The 16,742-nt window shown below is 40.5% G+C and carries 9 protein-coding genes, 2 tRNA genes and 3 rRNA genes; 7 read left to right on the top strand and 7 right to left on the bottom strand.

Annotated elements, in window-relative coordinates:
* Positions 1-161 precede the first annotated feature (161 nt).
* The 5 genes from HUV91_RS12965 to rrf all read left to right on the top strand — a co-directional run bounded on the left by HUV91_RS12965 (position 162) and on the right by rrf (position 5,595).
* Positions 162-1,698 (top strand): 16S ribosomal RNA (locus HUV91_RS12965).
* A gap of 59 nt (positions 1,699-1,757) precedes the next feature.
* Positions 1,758-1,834, top strand: a tRNA-Ile gene (locus HUV91_RS12960).
* 74 nt (positions 1,835-1,908) lie between these two features.
* Positions 1,909-1,984 (top strand) — tRNA-Ala (locus tag HUV91_RS12955).
* A 431-nt stretch (positions 1,985-2,415) separates the two neighbouring features.
* Positions 2,416-5,308 (top strand): 23S ribosomal RNA (locus HUV91_RS12950).
* Positions 5,309-5,480: 172 nt separating this feature from the next.
* Positions 5,481-5,595 (top strand): 5S ribosomal RNA (gene rrf / locus HUV91_RS12945).
* Together the 16S, 23S and 5S rRNA genes with 2 tRNA genes alongside form the textbook arrangement of a ribosomal RNA operon.
* Before the next feature lie 148 nt (positions 5,596-5,743).
* Here the strand turns inward: rrf and HUV91_RS12940 are convergent.
* Positions 5,744-6,583, bottom strand: coding sequence for an FkbM family methyltransferase (locus HUV91_RS12940; protein WP_174493689.1), 840 nt, complete (start codon positions 6,581-6,583; stop codon positions 5,744-5,746).
* A gap of 79 nt (positions 6,584-6,662) precedes the next feature.
* Complete coding sequence (locus HUV91_RS12935; RefSeq protein ID WP_174493688.1) at positions 6,663-10,052, bottom strand: DEAD/DEAH box helicase; 3,390 nt, start codon at positions 10,050-10,052, stop codon at positions 6,663-6,665.
* A gap of 202 nt (positions 10,053-10,254) precedes the next feature.
* Here HUV91_RS12935 and HUV91_RS12930 point away from each other — a divergent pair, with 202 nt between their 5' ends.
* Positions 10,255-11,418, top strand: coding sequence for an acyl-CoA dehydrogenase family protein (locus HUV91_RS12930; protein WP_174493687.1), 1,164 nt, complete (start codon positions 10,255-10,257; stop codon positions 11,416-11,418).
* 70 nt (positions 11,419-11,488) lie between these two features.
* On the opposite strand, the gene HUV91_RS12925 is transcribed toward HUV91_RS12930, so the two are convergent.
* The 5 genes from HUV91_RS12925 to HUV91_RS12905 form a co-directional block, all read right to left on the bottom strand.
* On the bottom strand, positions 11,489-12,247 hold the full coding sequence (locus HUV91_RS12925; protein ID WP_174493686.1) for a hypothetical protein: 759 nt from the start codon (positions 12,245-12,247) through the stop codon (positions 11,489-11,491).
* A complete protein-coding gene (locus tag HUV91_RS12920) occupies positions 12,240-12,989 on the bottom strand; it encodes a hypothetical protein (protein WP_174493685.1) in 750 nt (249 codons plus the stop codon). The genes HUV91_RS12925 and HUV91_RS12920 overlap by 8 nt, the downstream gene beginning before the upstream one ends.
* Before the next feature lie 28 nt (positions 12,990-13,017).
* The gene (locus HUV91_RS12915) at positions 13,018-13,635 is read right to left on the bottom strand and encodes a DUF6915 family protein (protein WP_174493684.1); all 618 of its coding nucleotides are present in this window, start codon (positions 13,633-13,635) and stop codon (positions 13,018-13,020) included.
* A gap of 100 nt (positions 13,636-13,735) precedes the next feature.
* Positions 13,736-14,086, bottom strand: a complete 351-nt coding sequence (locus HUV91_RS12910) for a VOC family protein (protein WP_174493683.1) — start codon at positions 14,084-14,086, stop codon at positions 13,736-13,738.
* A gap of 39 nt (positions 14,087-14,125) precedes the next feature.
* Positions 14,126-14,725, bottom strand: a complete 600-nt coding sequence (locus HUV91_RS12905; protein ID WP_130074984.1) for a TetR/AcrR family transcriptional regulator — start codon at positions 14,723-14,725, stop codon at positions 14,126-14,128.
* A 173-nt stretch (positions 14,726-14,898) separates the two neighbouring features.
* Here HUV91_RS12905 and HUV91_RS12900 point away from each other — a divergent pair, with 173 nt between their 5' ends.
* Positions 14,899-16,689, top strand: a complete 1,791-nt coding sequence (locus tag HUV91_RS12900) for an acyclic terpene utilization AtuA family protein (RefSeq protein ID WP_174493682.1) — start codon at positions 14,899-14,901, stop codon at positions 16,687-16,689.
* Positions 16,690-16,742: the final 53 nt, after the last annotated feature.

Genomic DNA, 16,742 nt, shown 5'->3' with positions numbered 1-16,742 from the left:
AGAGAATATGAAGAACAACTTGTGTGGATTTTTACTGGTTGATTGATCGAAATTATTTTCATTGATTGATGGTAGAAATTACTCGAAGTTTATTTGAGAAATTAATGTCAGAAAATTGATGAGCCAAGATTTGGTGTTTTGAATAAAGCACTATTGATTTTAAACTGAAGAGTTTGATCATGGCTCAGATTGAACGCTGGCGGCAGGCTTAACACATGCAAGTCGAGCGGGGAAAGGTAGCTTGCTACTGGACCTAGCGGCGGACGGGTGAGTAATACTTAGGAATCTGCCTATTAGTGGGGGACAACGTTTCGAAAGGGACGCTAATACCGCATACGCCCTACGGGGGAAAGCAGGGGATCTTCGGACCTTGCGCTAATAGATGAGCCTAAGTCGGATTAGCTAGTTGGTGGGGTAAAGGCCTACCAAGGCGACGATCTGTAGCGGGTCTGAGAGGATGATCCGCCACACTGGGACTGAGACACGGCCCAGACTCCTACGGGAGGCAGCAGTGGGGAATATTGGACAATGGGGGGAACCCTGATCCAGCCATGCCGCGTGTGTGAAGAAGGCCTTATGGTTGTAAAGCACTTTAAGCGAGGAGGAGGCTACTTTGGTTAATACCTAAAGATAGTGGACGTTACTCGCAGAATAAGCACCGGCTAACTCTGTGCCAGCAGCCGCGGTAATACAGAGGGTGCGAGCGTTAATCGGATTTACTGGGCGTAAAGCGTACGTAGGCGGCTTTTTAAGTCGGATGTGAAATCCCTGAGCTTAACTTAGGAATTGCATTCGATACTGGGAAGCTAGAGTATGGGAGAGGATGGTAGAATTCCAGGTGTAGCGGTGAAATGCGTAGAGATCTGGAGGAATACCGATGGCGAAGGCAGCCATCTGGCCTAATACTGACGCTGAGGTACGAAAGCATGGGGAGCAAACAGGATTAGATACCCTGGTAGTCCATGCCGTAAACGATGTCTACTAGCCGTTGGGGCCTTTGAGGCTTTAGTGGCGCAGCTAACGCGATAAGTAGACCGCCTGGGGAGTACGGTCGCAAGACTAAAACTCAAATGAATTGACGGGGGCCCGCACAAGCGGTGGAGCATGTGGTTTAATTCGATGCAACGCGAAGAACCTTACCTGGTCTTGACATAGTAAGAACTTTCCAGAGATGGATTGGTGCCTTCGGGAACTTACATACAGGTGCTGCATGGCTGTCGTCAGCTCGTGTCGTGAGATGTTGGGTTAAGTCCCGCAACGAGCGCAACCCTTTTCCTTATTTGCCAGCACTTCGGGTGGGAACTTTAAGGATACTGCCAGTGACAAACTGGAGGAAGGCGGGGACGACGTCAAGTCATCATGGCCCTTACGACCAGGGCTACACACGTGCTACAATGGTCGGTACAAAGGGTTGCTACCTAGCGATAGGATGCTAATCTCAAAAAGCCGATCGTAGTCCGGATTGGAGTCTGCAACTCGACTCCATGAAGTCGGAATCGCTAGTAATCGCGGATCAGAATGCCGCGGTGAATACGTTCCCGGGCCTTGTACACACCGCCCGTCACACCATGGGAGTTTGTTGCACCAGAAGTAGGTAGTCTAACCGCAAGGAGGACGCTTACCACGGTGTGGCCGACGACTGGGGTGAAGTCGTAACAAGGTAGCCGTAGGGGAACCTGCGGCTGGATCACCTCCTTAACGAAAGATTGACGATCGGTAAGAATCCACAACAAGTTGTTCTTCATTGAAGTATCTGAGGGTCTGTAGCTCAGTTGGTTAGAGCACACGCTTGATAAGCGTGGGGTCACAAGTTCAAGTCTTGTCAGACCCACCATTCTGACGAACACATTATTTAATTGAAAAATTAAATATTGAGTACAGGGAATTAGATATTTTAGATCTTAAGCTGGGGACTTAGCTTAGTTGGTAGAGCGCCTGCTTTGCACGCAGGAGGTCAGGAGTTCGACTCTCCTAGTCTCCACCAAATTTTAAGAATAGAAAAGCAACGCTTTTCCTTAAAATTTAAGCCTTGCGACATATATGTCTCATATGCTTTGCGCAGGCTTTAATCGAACGAAGTCCTAGATTATAGAAATTAATAAGAAGTTGGCGTAATATGCGCATCTTGTTAACTTCTGTGATTTATCACAGTTGACTGCGATCTGACGAAGACGTAGTGAATCATTAACAGAATATATTTGAGTTGAAATAAATTGTTCATACTCGTTTCAAGTAGGCAACTACAAGAAATGAGTTACTAGCGATAAAACTGAATCAAGCGTTTTGGTATATGAATTTAGATTGAAGCTGTACAGTGCTTAAGTGCACAAGACGCCAACTGTATGATTGACTGAGTAATTAGTTGATCTGTTGCTCATCCTACTTGTAGGGATGAACGACTGTTTGGGGTTGTATAGTCAAGTAATTAAGTGCATGTGGTGGATGCCTTGGCAGTCAGAGGCGATGAAAGACGTAATAGCCTGCGATAAGCTTCGGGGAGGCGGCAAATATCCTGTGATCCGGAGATTTCTGAATGGGGAAACCCACTTACCATAAGGTAGGTATCGTATGATGAATACATAGTCATACGAGGCGAACGAGGGGAAGTGAAACATCTCAGTACCCTTAGGAAAAGAAATCAATTGAGATTCCCTCAGTAGCGGCGAGCGAACGGGGATCAGCCCATTAAGTTATATGTGTTTTAGCGGAACGCTCTGGGAAGTGCGACCGTAGAGGGTGATAGTCCCGTACACGAAAGGGCACATATAATGATGACGAGTAGGGCGAGGCACGTGAAACCTTGTCTGAATATGGGGGGACCATCCTCCAAGGCTAAATACTCCTGACTGACCGATAGTGAACCAGTACCGTGAGGGAAAGGCGAAAAGAACCCCTGTGAGGGGAGTGAAATAGATCCTGAAACCGCATGCATACAAGCAGTGGGAGCCGACTTGTTCGGTGACTGCGTACCTTTTGTATAATGGGTCAGCGACTTATATTCAGTAGCAAGGTTAACCGTATAGGGGAGCCGTAGAGAAATCGAGTCTTAATAGGGCGTATAGTTGCTGGGTATAGACCCGAAACCGGGTGATCTATCCATGAGCAGGTTGAAGGTTGGGTAACACTAACTGGAGGACCGAACCCACTGTCGTTGAAAAGCCAGGGGATGACTTGTGGATAGGGGTGAAAGGCTAATCAAACTCGGTGATAGCTGGTTCTCCCCGAAAGCTATTTAGGTAGCGCCTCGGACGAATACCATTGGGGGTAGAGCACTGTTTCGGCTAGGGGGTCATCCCGACTTACCAAACCGATGCAAACTCCGAATACCAATGAGTACTATCCGGGAGACAGACTGCGGGTGCTAACGTCCGTAGTCAAGAGGAAAACAATCCAGACCGCCAGCTAAGGTCCCAAAATCTATATTAAGTGGGAAACGATGTGGGAAGGCATAGACAGCTAGGAGGTTGGCTTAGAAGCAGCCACCCTTTAAAGAAAGCGTAATAGCTCACTAGTCGAGTCGGCCTGCGCGGAAGATGTAACGGGGCTAAAATATAGTACCGAAGCTGCGGATGTATACTATGTATACGTGGTAGGGGAGCGTTCTGTAAGCCGATGAAGGTGGATTGAGAAGTCTGCTGGAGGTATCAGAAGTGCGAATGCTGACGTGAGTAACGACAAAACGGGTGAAAAACCCGTTCGCTGAAAGACCAAGGGTTCCAGTCCAACGTTAATCGGGGCTGGGTGAGTCGACCCCTAAGGCGAGGCCGAGAGGCGTAGTCGATGGGAAATTGGTTAATATTCCAATACTTCTGTGTAATGCGATGAGAGGACGGAGAAGGTTAAGTCAGCCTGGCGTTGGTTGTCCAGGTGAAAGGTTGTAGGCATGTATCTTAGGCAAATCCGGGGTACTCTATGCTGAGAACTGATAGCAAGCTGTACTTGTACAGTAAAGTGGCTGATACCATACTTCCAAGAAAAGTCTCTAAGCTTCAGTTACACAGGAATCGTACCCGAAACCGACACAGGTGGTCAGGTCGAGTAGACCAAAGCGCTTGAGAGAACTCTGCTGAAGGAACTAGGCAAAATGGTACCGTAACTTCGGGAGAAGGTACGCTGCTTTTGGTGATGGAACTTGCTTCCTGAGCTGAGAGCAGCCACAGAAACTAGGCCCCTGCAACTGTTTATTAAAAACATAGCACTCTGCAAACACGAAAGTGGACGTATAGGGTGTGATGCCTGCCCGGTGCTGGAAGGTTAATTGATGGGGTTAGCGTAAGCGAAGCTCTTGATCGAAGCCCCAGTAAACGGCGGCCGTAACTATAACGGTCCTAAGGTAGCGAAATTCCTTGTCGGGTAAGTTCCGACCTGCACGAATGGCATAATGATGGGGGCGCTGTCTCCAGCAGAGGCTCAGTGAAATCGAAATCGCCGTGAAGATGCGGTGTACCCGCGGCTAGACGGAAAGACCCCGTGAACCTTTACTGCAGCTTGACATTGAACTTTGATCTTACTTGTGTAGGATAGGTGGGAGGCTTTGAAACCGAGACGCTAGTTTCGGTGGAGCCAATCTTGAAATACCACCCTGGTAATATTGAGGTTCTAACTCTGCTCCATTATCTGGAGCGAGGACCATGTCTGGTGGGTAGTTTGACTGGGGCGGTCTCCTCCTAAAGAGTAACGGAGGAGTACGAAGGTGCGCTCAGCGTGGTCGGAAATCACGCGTAGAGTATAAAGGCAAAAGCGCGCTTAACTGCGAGACCCACAAGTCGAGCAGGTACGAAAGTAGGTCTTAGTGATCCGGTGGTTCTGTATGGAAGGGCCATCGCTCAACGGATAAAAGGTACTCTGGGGATAACAGGCTGATACCGCCCAAGAGTTCATATCGACGGCGGTGTTTGGCACCTCGATGTCGGCTCATCTCATCCTGGGGCTGAAGCAGGTCCCAAGGGTATGGCTGTTCGCCATTTAAAGAGGTACGCGAGCTGGGTTTAGAACGTCGTGAGACAGTTCGGTCCCTATCTACCGTGGGCGCTGGAAATTTGAGAGGATCTGCTCCTAGTACGAGAGGACCAGAGTGGACGAACCTCTGGTGTACCGGTTGTGACGCCAGTCGCATCGCCGGGTAGCTATGTTCGGAAGGGATAACCGCTGAAAGCATCTAAGCGGGAAGCCTACCTCAAGATAAGATTTCCCCGAGACTTTATGTCTCCTAAAGAGCCGTTGAAGACTACGACGTTGATAGGTTGGATGTGGAAGCATGGTGACATGTGAAGCTGACCAATACTAATTGCTCGTGAGGCTTGACTATACAACACCCAAACAGTTGTATGTTTCAATGAATTCAATGCAAAATGCTTGATTTAGTTTAAAAGCTAGTTTGAATACCAACTCAAATATCTCTGTTAAACTCATTTGGAAAAAGCATTGGCATACACTGAAAAGTGAAGAAATAAGACCAAAGCAAGTATCCATAACAGTTTGCTGGCGACAATAGCAAGAGTGAACCACCTGATCCCTTCCCGAACTCAGAAGTGAAACCTCTTAGCGCTGATGGTAGTGTGGGATTACCCATGTGAGAGTAAGTCATCGCCAGCTTTTAAATTCAAACACCCTCAACTGAAAAGTTGGGGGTGTTTTTTATGGCGGGTGGGAAAATAGTATTTATAAATAAGGAATAATTATTTCAATTATTCCTTGTTATATTTTATTGATTTAATTGTCTTCTTACATGTTTTCTAGAGCATTATGCTAGTTTTTCTAAATAAACTTGTCTATCTTGATCATTCAAAATGATATTATATTTTTTACGTGTTACATGTTGGGCAATGCAAAGTTCATCTATAAAAAATAATTCATAACCAAGATCAGTTGTTAGATATTTAATTAATTTTTCTTTTTTAGTTTTTTGTTTTTTCATATAGTCACCCCATACTTCAAGAAAAATTGGAGGGTAATTACTGTATTTTAACCACTTTTTTGCTCCTTTAATGACATCTAGCTCCATACCTTCGACGTCAATTTTAATAAGGTCCGCGGAGGGGAGTGTTAAATGATCTATTTTTTGTAAATCTACAGACTCATATTTTTTATCATGATGATGAGCGAAATGGTGTTCGCTTTGTTCAGCGCGAATTTCGGCATCTAAAGATAATGCACCAACATTGATGTCGGTATGTAAATCTAAAATGGGTACTTGAATAGTGCCTTGTTTATTTCCAATCGCTAAGTGATGAGCATGACAAGTTTGTGTAAGATGATTAGCAAAAATATTGCCACAGAGTTGATAAAATACCGCTCGTTGTGCTTCAAAGCTATGCACGACACCTTGTCGTGGTTGAATGTGTTTCGCAATTGGAATGGAAATAGCACCTAAATTGGCACCAATATCAATAAATATGGGATGATCTATATCTTTTAAAAAGTGCTCTGATAAAACTAAAATCAATTGATCCCAATATTGTCCTTTTTTGATTTGTGTACTGATTAAATCAGGTCCTGCAGTCAGTAAAAATTGTAAATTTTCTACAGGATATAATTTTACATTCAATGAATGTTTGTTTTGTTGTTCTAAATTATTTTCCATCTATTTTATTCCAAATGAAAAAAAAAGAATTGCGATGTGTTTGTTTAAAATACAATGTGATAGATACATAATGCAATTTTTATTCAAGTAATTTCATTACATCTTCTTCAGTTAATTTTACTTCATGTTCATGGTCTGTGCTGAGAATTGATTGGGTTAATTGGGCTTTATTTTTCTGCAAAGCTAAAATTTTTTCTTCTATACTTTGATTTGTAATTAGTTTATAAACAAACACAGGTTTGTCTTGACCAATTCGCCAAGCTCGGTCAGATGCCTGATCTTCAGCAGCCGGATTCCACCATGGATCATAATGAATTACAGTATCAGCTGCTGTCAGATTTAAGCCAACCCCTCCAGCTTTTAAACTGATTAAAAATACTGGGATATCGCCAGATTGAAAGGCTGTAATCACTTCATCTCGTTTTTTTGTTTTTCCAGTTAATTTGGTATGCTTTATTTTTAGAGTATTTAATTGATTTTCAATAAGTTGCAACATGCTTGTAAATTGTGAAAAAACTAAAATTTTACGTCCTTCTTCGACCATATTGGTCAGCATTTCAATCAGTTGATCTAATTTTGCAGACTGAATATTGTCATCTTTAAGATAGTCTAATTGTAACAGATGAGGATGACAGCAGATTTGTCTGAGTTTTAATAATGCACTTAAAATTTGAATTTGGCTACGTTTAAAGCCCCGAGCTGCAATAATTTCGCGAATATCTTTTTGCATGGTTGCTCGAACAGCTTCATATAGTTTTGACTGCTGTTCATTCATGTCAATATTCACTTCAATTGTTGTTTTTTCTGGCAGTTCTTGAGCAACATCAGTTTTTAAACGGCGTAACATAAAAGGTTTAATACGAGCAACTAAGCGATTTTTGATCATTGTATCGCCTTCTTTTTCAATCGGCGTACGATACTTTTTATTAAATACATCCTGTGTATATAAGAACCCTGGCATTAAAAAGTGGAATAATGACCAAAGTTCGCCTAAATGGTTTTCTATTGGCGTGCCTGTTAAGCACAGGCGATGCTGAGCTTGAATTTGTCTCACCACTTGAGCCGCTTTTGCACGTGGGTTTTTGATATTTTGAGCTTCATCCAAAATTAGAATATGATATTGATATTTCAAAATATATTCTTCATCACGCACTAAAAGTGGGTAGGTACTGAGAATAAGATCTGCATGTGGAATATTTTCGAAATGCTCAAGACGATTTTGCCCCTGTAAAATTAAAACTTTTAATTCAGGTGCAAATTTTTCTGCTTCTTTACGCCAATTTTGCATTAATGATGTCGGTGCAATAATTAAGGCAGGACGCTCATCAAGTCTTCCCGCTTGTTTTTCGATCAATAAATGTGCCAAGGTCTGAGCTGTTTTGCCTAAACCCATATCATCAGCAAGAATACCGCCATGGTGGGTTTCACGTAAAAATTGTAACCAACCTAAGCCTTGTTGTTGATAAGGACGTAATTCACCTCGAAAGCCTTGAGGCGTTGCAATTTGTTGTTGGTAGCATTGATTGAGTTTATGGGCAAATTGGTATAAAGGTTCTGAACTTTGCCATGGCATACCTAAAGTATGTTTTAAATCAATAAGTTGTGCTGCATCATAGCGATCAAATCCTGCTGAATCAGGATGTTGCAAGATCTCTTTAAGATAAATAAAAATAGGTTTTATTTCTTGTACTTTTAAGGTCAATTGTGGTTTTTGATCACCTAAATTTACGATAAAGTAGCCATCATCTTCTAATTCTTCAATGAATTCAGGATCTAACATGGTGGGCATTTTAGCAACAAGATGTGCTAAAAGTTGGATGACATCATATGTGTTACCCTCAAGGTCTTGAACTGTTGCACCGACTTCAAACCAATTTTGTTTTTTTGTTGACTCCACTAAATTTAATTGAAAATTTTGTGTTGCTAATAATTGAAATAAGCTGTCGGGTGTATGTTCAACTTTCCATCCTAATTGTTCAATTTTATTTGCAGGAATCAGGTGATGAATCCAATCTTTTGGATCAGCACAAATAATTGAGTTTTCAGTCATTGTGTCAAACGCAGGGCGTTTGTTTTTATTGATTTGTGTGAGCCATTGAAAAGAGGGGATTAATTTTTTTAAAGATTCAACTTGTTGTTTTTCAAATTTTAAATCACGTTGTTGTTTGACTGCTTTTTCATTCAAAATTTGAATGACATATTCCTCAGTGACGCCTGCTTTGATTCGTCCTGATGGATATTCAAATTCAATTTCAGCAATGGCATAGTGATACATATCGCTTAAACGATGATATTGTGGAAATCCACCAAAACGTATAATCGGAATCGGTTGACCTTGAATCGTTTCTAAGTTTTGTGAAAATTGTGTTTGGGGCAAATCTCCAAAAGCAGAATAGGGTTGAATGACTTGTTCAAACTCAGCTAAAAGATCCGCAGGAAGTTGCGGCATATTGATTAATTCTTCAATCATTTCACTTGAATAAGACGACTCTAATACGCCCACCTGATTTTTAACAGCATCAAGGTAACTCAAAGGATGTGAATGAATAATATAAATCTGTTGGTTATGCTCAGCATCTAATTTTTGATGACTTTGGTCAAAAAATTGTGCTTTTAATTTTTCAGTTTTTTGTGCAGGCTGTGCATGCCAATTAAATTCAAGTTGATAAAGTTCATCAGACCATGTGAGTGCAGAATTGAGGGTATTTAGATGATAACAAACACCTTTTTGAATCACCATTTTGAGTTGTTCTTGGTAAATACCTGAAATGTCCCACGTGGGTGGATAGTTATATATATTTGCATGGTTGAAGTTTAGTTTTGCAAAAAAATAGAGATGATTAAAAATATTTTTATCTTCATTGGATACTTTTAAGCGGCCATTAGGCACATTGTCATAACTAGTATAATGCTCTGTTCTACTGATACTACCATCTTTAATGCGACGTGCTTTATTGACTGTTAATTGTAATTTTTTTGAATTTTTCTTCGGTTCAAAAATATAGATGAGTTGGTGATGTTTTAAGATTTGTGTCGATTTTTCAAGGGCTAATTGTTGGCGGAACTGCTCCAGCCATGCTTTGGCAGTGTCATGTGTGGCGTGATTTGATTGATGATGTACTGAATGAGTTGCTGTATTTTTATGAGATTGATGAGGATGGTAATCTGATCGTTTTTTGAATGGCTTTTCATGTTGATGATTATAATAATAATGTGCTAATGCTGCTGCATGTTTACAATTAAAACCGACAGGGCAACTGCATTCATTATCTATGATGCTGCTCTTGTTGAGGTCAACACGAATAAAAGTATCATACCAATCATTGCCTTCAATTTGTGCTTCAATGTCCAAGCGGTTATTGTCAAGATGTGTTTCTAAATTTGCCACGTCAATTTTTTTTACATAATTTAGACTGCGTTGAAGAGTGACAGTGCTAAAACGAGATAAAAATTGAGACAGTGTGATCATCGGTACATCATAATAAAAAGCAAATAGTTCAAGATTGTAAAGGATTTTGCTGTCATAAAAAATCAATATTTGTGAGTCAAATGAAAGTTATGTTTTGGCTGAAAAGATCATGACTTTCGGGTTTAAATGATGCTTTTAGCACATTGAAAAGCTTAAAAATCTGTCACTATAAGTTTGAAAATTAATAAGGAAGTGTATAAAAATGAAGCCGAATCCAATTTACTATAGCCCGCAACATTTTGAATTTTCCGATTCAGTACGAAAATTTGTACAAAAGGAAATGCTGCCTTATGTAAATGAATGGGAAGAGGCTGAAACTTTTCCACGTGAACTTTATAAAAAAGCAGCTGATATTGGATTACTTGGATTAGGGTTTGATGAAACTTATGGGGGTATTGCACAGACCGATGCATTTCATGTTTTATTGTCTTCGATCGAATTAGCAAAAACAGGTTCAGGTGGTTTGTGCGCATCATTGCTTTCACATTCCATTGGTGCCCCACCGATTAATCATTTTGCATCTGCTGAAATTAAAGAAACGGTTTTAACGAAAATATTGGCAGGTGAAAAAATATCTGCTTTAGCAATTACAGAACCCACTGGCGGCTCAGATGTCGCAGCATTAAAAACCAAAGCTTTTCGGGATGGAGATGATTACATTGTCAGTGGGGAAAAGACCTTTATTACTTCGGGAATGCGAGCAGATTATTATACGGTTGCAGTGCGTACTGACCCCGATGCCAAAGGTCCGAATGGCATTTCCATGTTGTTGATTGATGCACATAGTGAAGGGATCAGCAAATCTAAGCTCGATAAAATGGGCTGGTGGGCTTCAGATACCGCACATTTACATTTTGACAATGTCCGTGTCCCTGTAAAAAATTTGTTGGGTGTTGAAAATATGGGCTTTCTTGTCATTATGAATAACTTCAACATGGAGCGTTTCTTTCTTGCAGCCAGTAGTTATGGTTTTGCTTTGACCTGTTATGAAGAAGCTTTAGAATGGGCAAAAGAGCGTAAGACTTTTGGTAAGCGCTTGGTCGATCATCAAGTTGTACGTCATAAATTGGTCGATATGGCAACACGTTTAACCACGACACGCGCTTTACTTGAAGATACAGCTTATCGTTTGGGACGACCTGAGTTACAAGGCAATGAATTGATTGCACAGATTTGTATGCTAAAAAATGTTGCAACACAAACCATGCAGTTTTGTGCAGATGCAGCGGTGCAAACACTGGGTGGCATGGGCTTCATGCGTGGCACAAAATCTGAGCGTATTTACCGTGACGTCAAAGTAAATATGATCGGTGGTGGCGCTGAAGAAATCATGAAAGATTTGGCAAGTCGTCAGTTAGGGTACTAGTTTGCTGGAAGCTTTAGAATCAATGCGGTGAAAATTTTCACCGCATTTCATCTGTGATATTAAGAAATGTTTAATTGAGTGTTGCGAGTTCTTCTAATGTCACCTGACGAATTTCAAAAATCGGGTCTTTCAGCAAAGCATTGAGTGACTTGATCCAATTAAATGAGTCTTGGTCAGCAAAACTTTTGACTTTTAATTGTTGATTTTCATAACTGAGCCAAAAATTATCATCAATGAGTTGTTGCAATAATGTCGGTGAATCACTCAGTTCTTCTAATGTACCATTCAATTCAAGTTTTAGATCAGCAAAAAAATCGTTAATGGTTTGTTCTTGCCAATAATCATCAACATAGTTTTTATCATCAAATAAAAATAGTTCATTTTGACCTGTTAAGAGTACGGATTCTTCAGGTGTAGAGGCATAGACATAGCTTTGGGTTGCTAGGTTGAAAAGTACGTAATTCGGTAATGAATCATCAATTTCAATGAGCTGATAATGCAAAATGCCTGAAAGTTTAGCAAACTCAAAAGCATCATCTTCATTCATTTCGGGAATCAATTCACCATCAAATTCTTCGCCCGTTTTTTCTAAAATAAAGGCTGCAATGGCTATATATTGTTGGTCATCACCTTCGCCATTTGCAATGGAAAAATTATAGTAATCATCTTGATATAAGGCACGTACAATCAATTTTTTATACTGCTCTTCAGCTTCACGTTGATCACTGTAGACCGCTTTAATTGCCCCTTGCATTGCCCAATCAAGCACATACCATTCATCATTATAACCAAATGATTGATGGCGAATCACATATTTGTTATTACTCATCTTCTTCTCCATTGTTGATTTTACTGAGTTGTTCTAAGCTAATTTGTCTCACTTCAAAAATGGGTTGTTTGAGTAATGCATTGAGTGATTTTAAGTCGGTGAAAGCAAGGTTGTACCAATCAATCTCAGTGATGCTATTTGTATCAACATCATAGGTGATGTCTGAAAGGGTATGGATAAGATTTTTTAATAATTCAGGACTATCACTTAATTCATTTAAGTCGTGCCCAATGACATCTTGAGTAAAATCATCTTCAAAAATATACAGATCTAAATCCTCTCGATCCGCAAAATTTTCGTCGAGACTATCAAAAGTATTGTTATATTCTCCTTTGAGATAATCATTTTGTGTATTTGACCAAAGGATGTGAATCGGTTGAGTTTGATCAATTTCAATCAGTTGGTAATGTAAAATGCCTGCAATTTGTGCAAATTGAAAAGCATCCTCTAGTTCCATGTCTGGAATTTCATCATCTGTGTCAAATTCTTCGCCTGTTTTTTCTAGTACAAAGGCTTCTAAATTTTCATAGGTTGCATCATCTGCATAGCCGTTGCCAATATCATAATTGCTTAGGTCTTCATTCTGATATAAAGCTTCTACAATCAGTTGTTTATAGGCTGCTTCGGCTTCAGATTTATCTGTATAAACCGCTTGTATTGCCCCTAAAATTGGGCTGTGGGTTTGATACCATTCATCATTATAGGCAAAGTCATTGTGGCGGATGACGTATTGAGTGGTCATAGTATTTTTTCCTTTTCTAAAAATAGAATTAAGCAATTTTTGTTTTCAATTCTTGAAGTTTTAATGCACTTGGTGGAACAACCGTGCCATTGTCCATCCACAGTTCAAAGCGCATCGGATTGAAAAACATGGCAGGGGTGATATCAAACTCGATGAACTTGGCTTCACTTTTGCCCATCATGGGTAAAATAGTGTTAATAAACCAACTGTTATGTGTGATGAGTAAAGACTTGAGCTGACCTGTCACTGACAAGGGGGAAAGTAGAGTGGCTGAAAGTTTTGGGTCATCAATGACTTCGGTATGGAATTTTTCTAAGCGTTTGGCTAAACCTTCGGTTGGAATATCTTGCATTGCTGCCACAAAATCGCCCAAAGTTGGAATAAAGCGATGATGAAAATCCACCAATAAATGATCTTTTTCACAGAGGTCTTTGACTTCAATACTTGAGCCTGCACTGTTTTGAAAATGATGACCAAAAATTGGAATAATGACTTCTTGCACAGACCAAAAAGTATGCAAAATTCGATGACGGTTGTCGGTACAGAGCATTTTAGTGCTGTCGATTAAGGCGTGAATGTCGATATAATCTTCGAGTTCGCCACCCCTGCGTTTTTGTGAAATTTGAGCATGTTGGACTGGATTCATTGTTCTAGTTTAATTATTTTAAAGTCAGTAGATTAGCAAAAATGAATGACAAGAAAAATAACTTTTTAATGAGGTGCGTTAAGTGATGTCGTTTAGTTTTTTATTTAGATCGTTCAGTTAATTCGATGATATGTCGATCATTATTCATAATGACTGCTCGAAAGCCAAATGAAGTGAGTTGAGGCTGTAATATTATTTTTTCAATATCAATCATATTTTTCAGTAATTCAACTAAGTTTTCAACGTGAAAACCTAATCTTATATTTTGCGTTAAATTGCTTAGATCAGTGGCGGCAGGATATATTTCAAAAACGAGTCCATTCATCATACAAGAATAATGTTGAGGTCCATTTCCATGTTGTTCTGTTTGGAATTCAAGTCCAAATTGGCGATAAAAATTTTTAGATCGTTCGATATTTTCTACTTTTAGAACGATGAGATTGATAAGCATAGGTATACTCGTTAATTGGGTTCAATTATCTTATTTATTTTACCTCATCACCATTTCCCAAACCATTTCCGTCAATTGCTCCAAAGAAATTTTGCCATTGGGGTTATACCACGTCACCGTCCATGCAATCGCACCACCGAGTAAACGTCGCCAAATAAAAGCATCATGCTGAATTTTATTTTGTAGGCGTAATTGTTCAATCACATTGAGCCAAATTTGCTCATAATCATGACGCAGTTTCAATAATTCATCCTGACGCTCTTTCGACAGTGCAAACCATTCATAGACCAAAACCGCCATTGCCGAACCTGTATCGCCTGTAATGGAGGTCAATTCTGCTTTGATTAAATGCTTCAATTGTTGCTCAGCATCATCCGATTGTGCAGTTGCATCCAACAAACGTGCATGGTTATAAATGATCGTTTCGTGCATCACATTGGCAAGAATATCATCCTTACTTTTAAAATGATGAAACAAACTACCTGACTGAATCCCAATAAAATTTGCCAACTCACGCACCGTGGTTTTTTCATAACCTTGCTTATGAAATAAATAGGCAGCGCCTTGTAATAAACGCCCACGAGCACTTGCATCGAAGCAGGCAATGGGTTGAATTTCATTTATGGAGCAGGCAATCATCGGTATTTTTTCCAAATAAATGAATGGCTTATGGTTTTTTATAGCAAAATAAACACATTTGCCAATTCAGCATAACATTTTGTACTTTACAAACCAAGCGCTTGCTTGGTAGATTAAAGTATAAATTTTATTCACAACAATGAAAATAATCGAGCTGTGGAAAGGGTGCGAAAATGGAAGATCAACGTATAGTCAAAATTGGATGTGCTTCTGGTTTTTGGGGAGATACCAATACCGCCGCATTCCAATTGGTACATTTATCCGATATCAATTATTTAGTCTTTGATTATCTTTCAGAAATCACCATGTCCATTATGGCAAAAGCCATGATGACCAATCCCGAACACGGCTATGCGCTTGATTTTGTCAGTCGTGTCATGACGCCATTGCTGAAAAAAATCAGTGAAAAAAACATTAAAGTGATCAGCAATGCGGGTGGGGTAAATCCATTGGCATGTCGTGATGCTTTACAAAAAGTGATTGAAGCACAAGGTCTGAATTTAAAAGTGGCTGTGGTGTTGGGGGATGACCTGATGCCGAATTTGGCTGAATTAAAGAGCCAAAATATCAAAGAAATGTTCAGTGGCGAAGAGCTGCCAAGTCATTTAGCAAGTTGTAATGCTTACCTCGGTGCGATTCCAATTCGTGATGCCTTGGATGCAGGTGCAGATATTGTGATTACAGGGCGTGTGGTTGATTCAGCCGTTGTGCTTGCACCTTTGATGCATGAATATCAGTGGTCAGTTGATGATTATGACAAGCTTGCGCAGGGTTCATTGGCAGGACATATCATTGAATGTGGTGCGCAATGTACAGGCGGAAATTTTACCGATTGGCGTTTGGTTGAAGGTTTTGACAATATGGGTTTTCCCATCGTTGAAGTCAAAGAAGATGCCTCTTTTATTGTCACGAAACCCAAAGGTACAGGCGGTTTGGTTTCAACCGCAACGGTTGCCGAACAGATTGTTTATGAAATTGGCAATCCGCAAGCTTATTTATTACCTGATGTAAGCTGTGATTTCAGTCAGGTCAAATTGGAACAAGTCGCTGAGCACCGAGTGTTAGTGACAGGTGCAACAGGTCGTGCGCCAACGCAACAATACAAAGTCAGCGCAACCTATCCTGATGGCTATCGTGTTTTAGTCAGTTTCTTAATCGCAGGGCGTGAAGCCCCTGAAAAGGCACAAGTCATTGCCGATGCTATTTTAAATAAGTGTGAACGCGTTTTAGCTTTGCGTTCTGTTCCACCATTTCAAGAAAAATCGGTGGAAATTTTGGGTATTGAAAGTACCTATGGAGCAAATGCAAGACATACAGATAGTCGTGAAGTTGTGGTGAAAATCGCAGTGAAACACATGTTTAAAGAAGCATGTATGTTCTTTGCTTCGGAAATTGCACAAGCCTCTACAGGCATGGCACCTGCATTGGCGGGTATTGTCGGCGGTCGTCCCAAAGCTTCACCTGTAATCAAATTGTTCTCTTTCCTTGTTGATAAATCAAAGCTCAATGTTGAAATAGACATCAATGGTCAGCGTCAAAATGTAGAGATTCCGCAAGGTTCAACAGATCAATCATTTACACAACTACCTGTCGGTGAGGTAGCACAATTTACTGGCGATGAAGTCGAAGTGGCATTGGTGGATATTGCCCATGCACGCAGTGGTGATAAAGGTAATCACAGCAATATCGGGGTTATCGCACGTCAGCCTGAATTTTTACCATGGATTCGCGCCAATTTGACCTCTGAAAATGTCGCGAAATATATGCAACACGTGCTGAATCCTGAAACAAGCAAAGTCATTCGCTATGAGATTGAAGGTTTTAGTGCCTTAAACATTCTATTGGAAAATGCTTTAGGTGGTGGTGGTATTGCGAGTCTGCGTATTGATCCACAGGGCAAAGCTTTTGCACAGCAGTTGTTGGATATGCCTGTGAAAGTGCCTGCAAGTTTTAAATCTCCCTAACCCCCTTTGGAAAAGGTGAGCAGTATTACTGCGCAAGGGGAGAGATTCAAGGA

The sequence above is a fragment of the Acinetobacter sp. Marseille-Q1623 genome, from assembly GCF_902809895.1.
In the GTDB taxonomy this organism is placed as follows: Bacteria; Pseudomonadota; Gammaproteobacteria; order Pseudomonadales; family Moraxellaceae; genus Acinetobacter; species Acinetobacter piscicola_A.
This window is presented reverse-complemented; position numbering and strand designations above follow the sequence as displayed.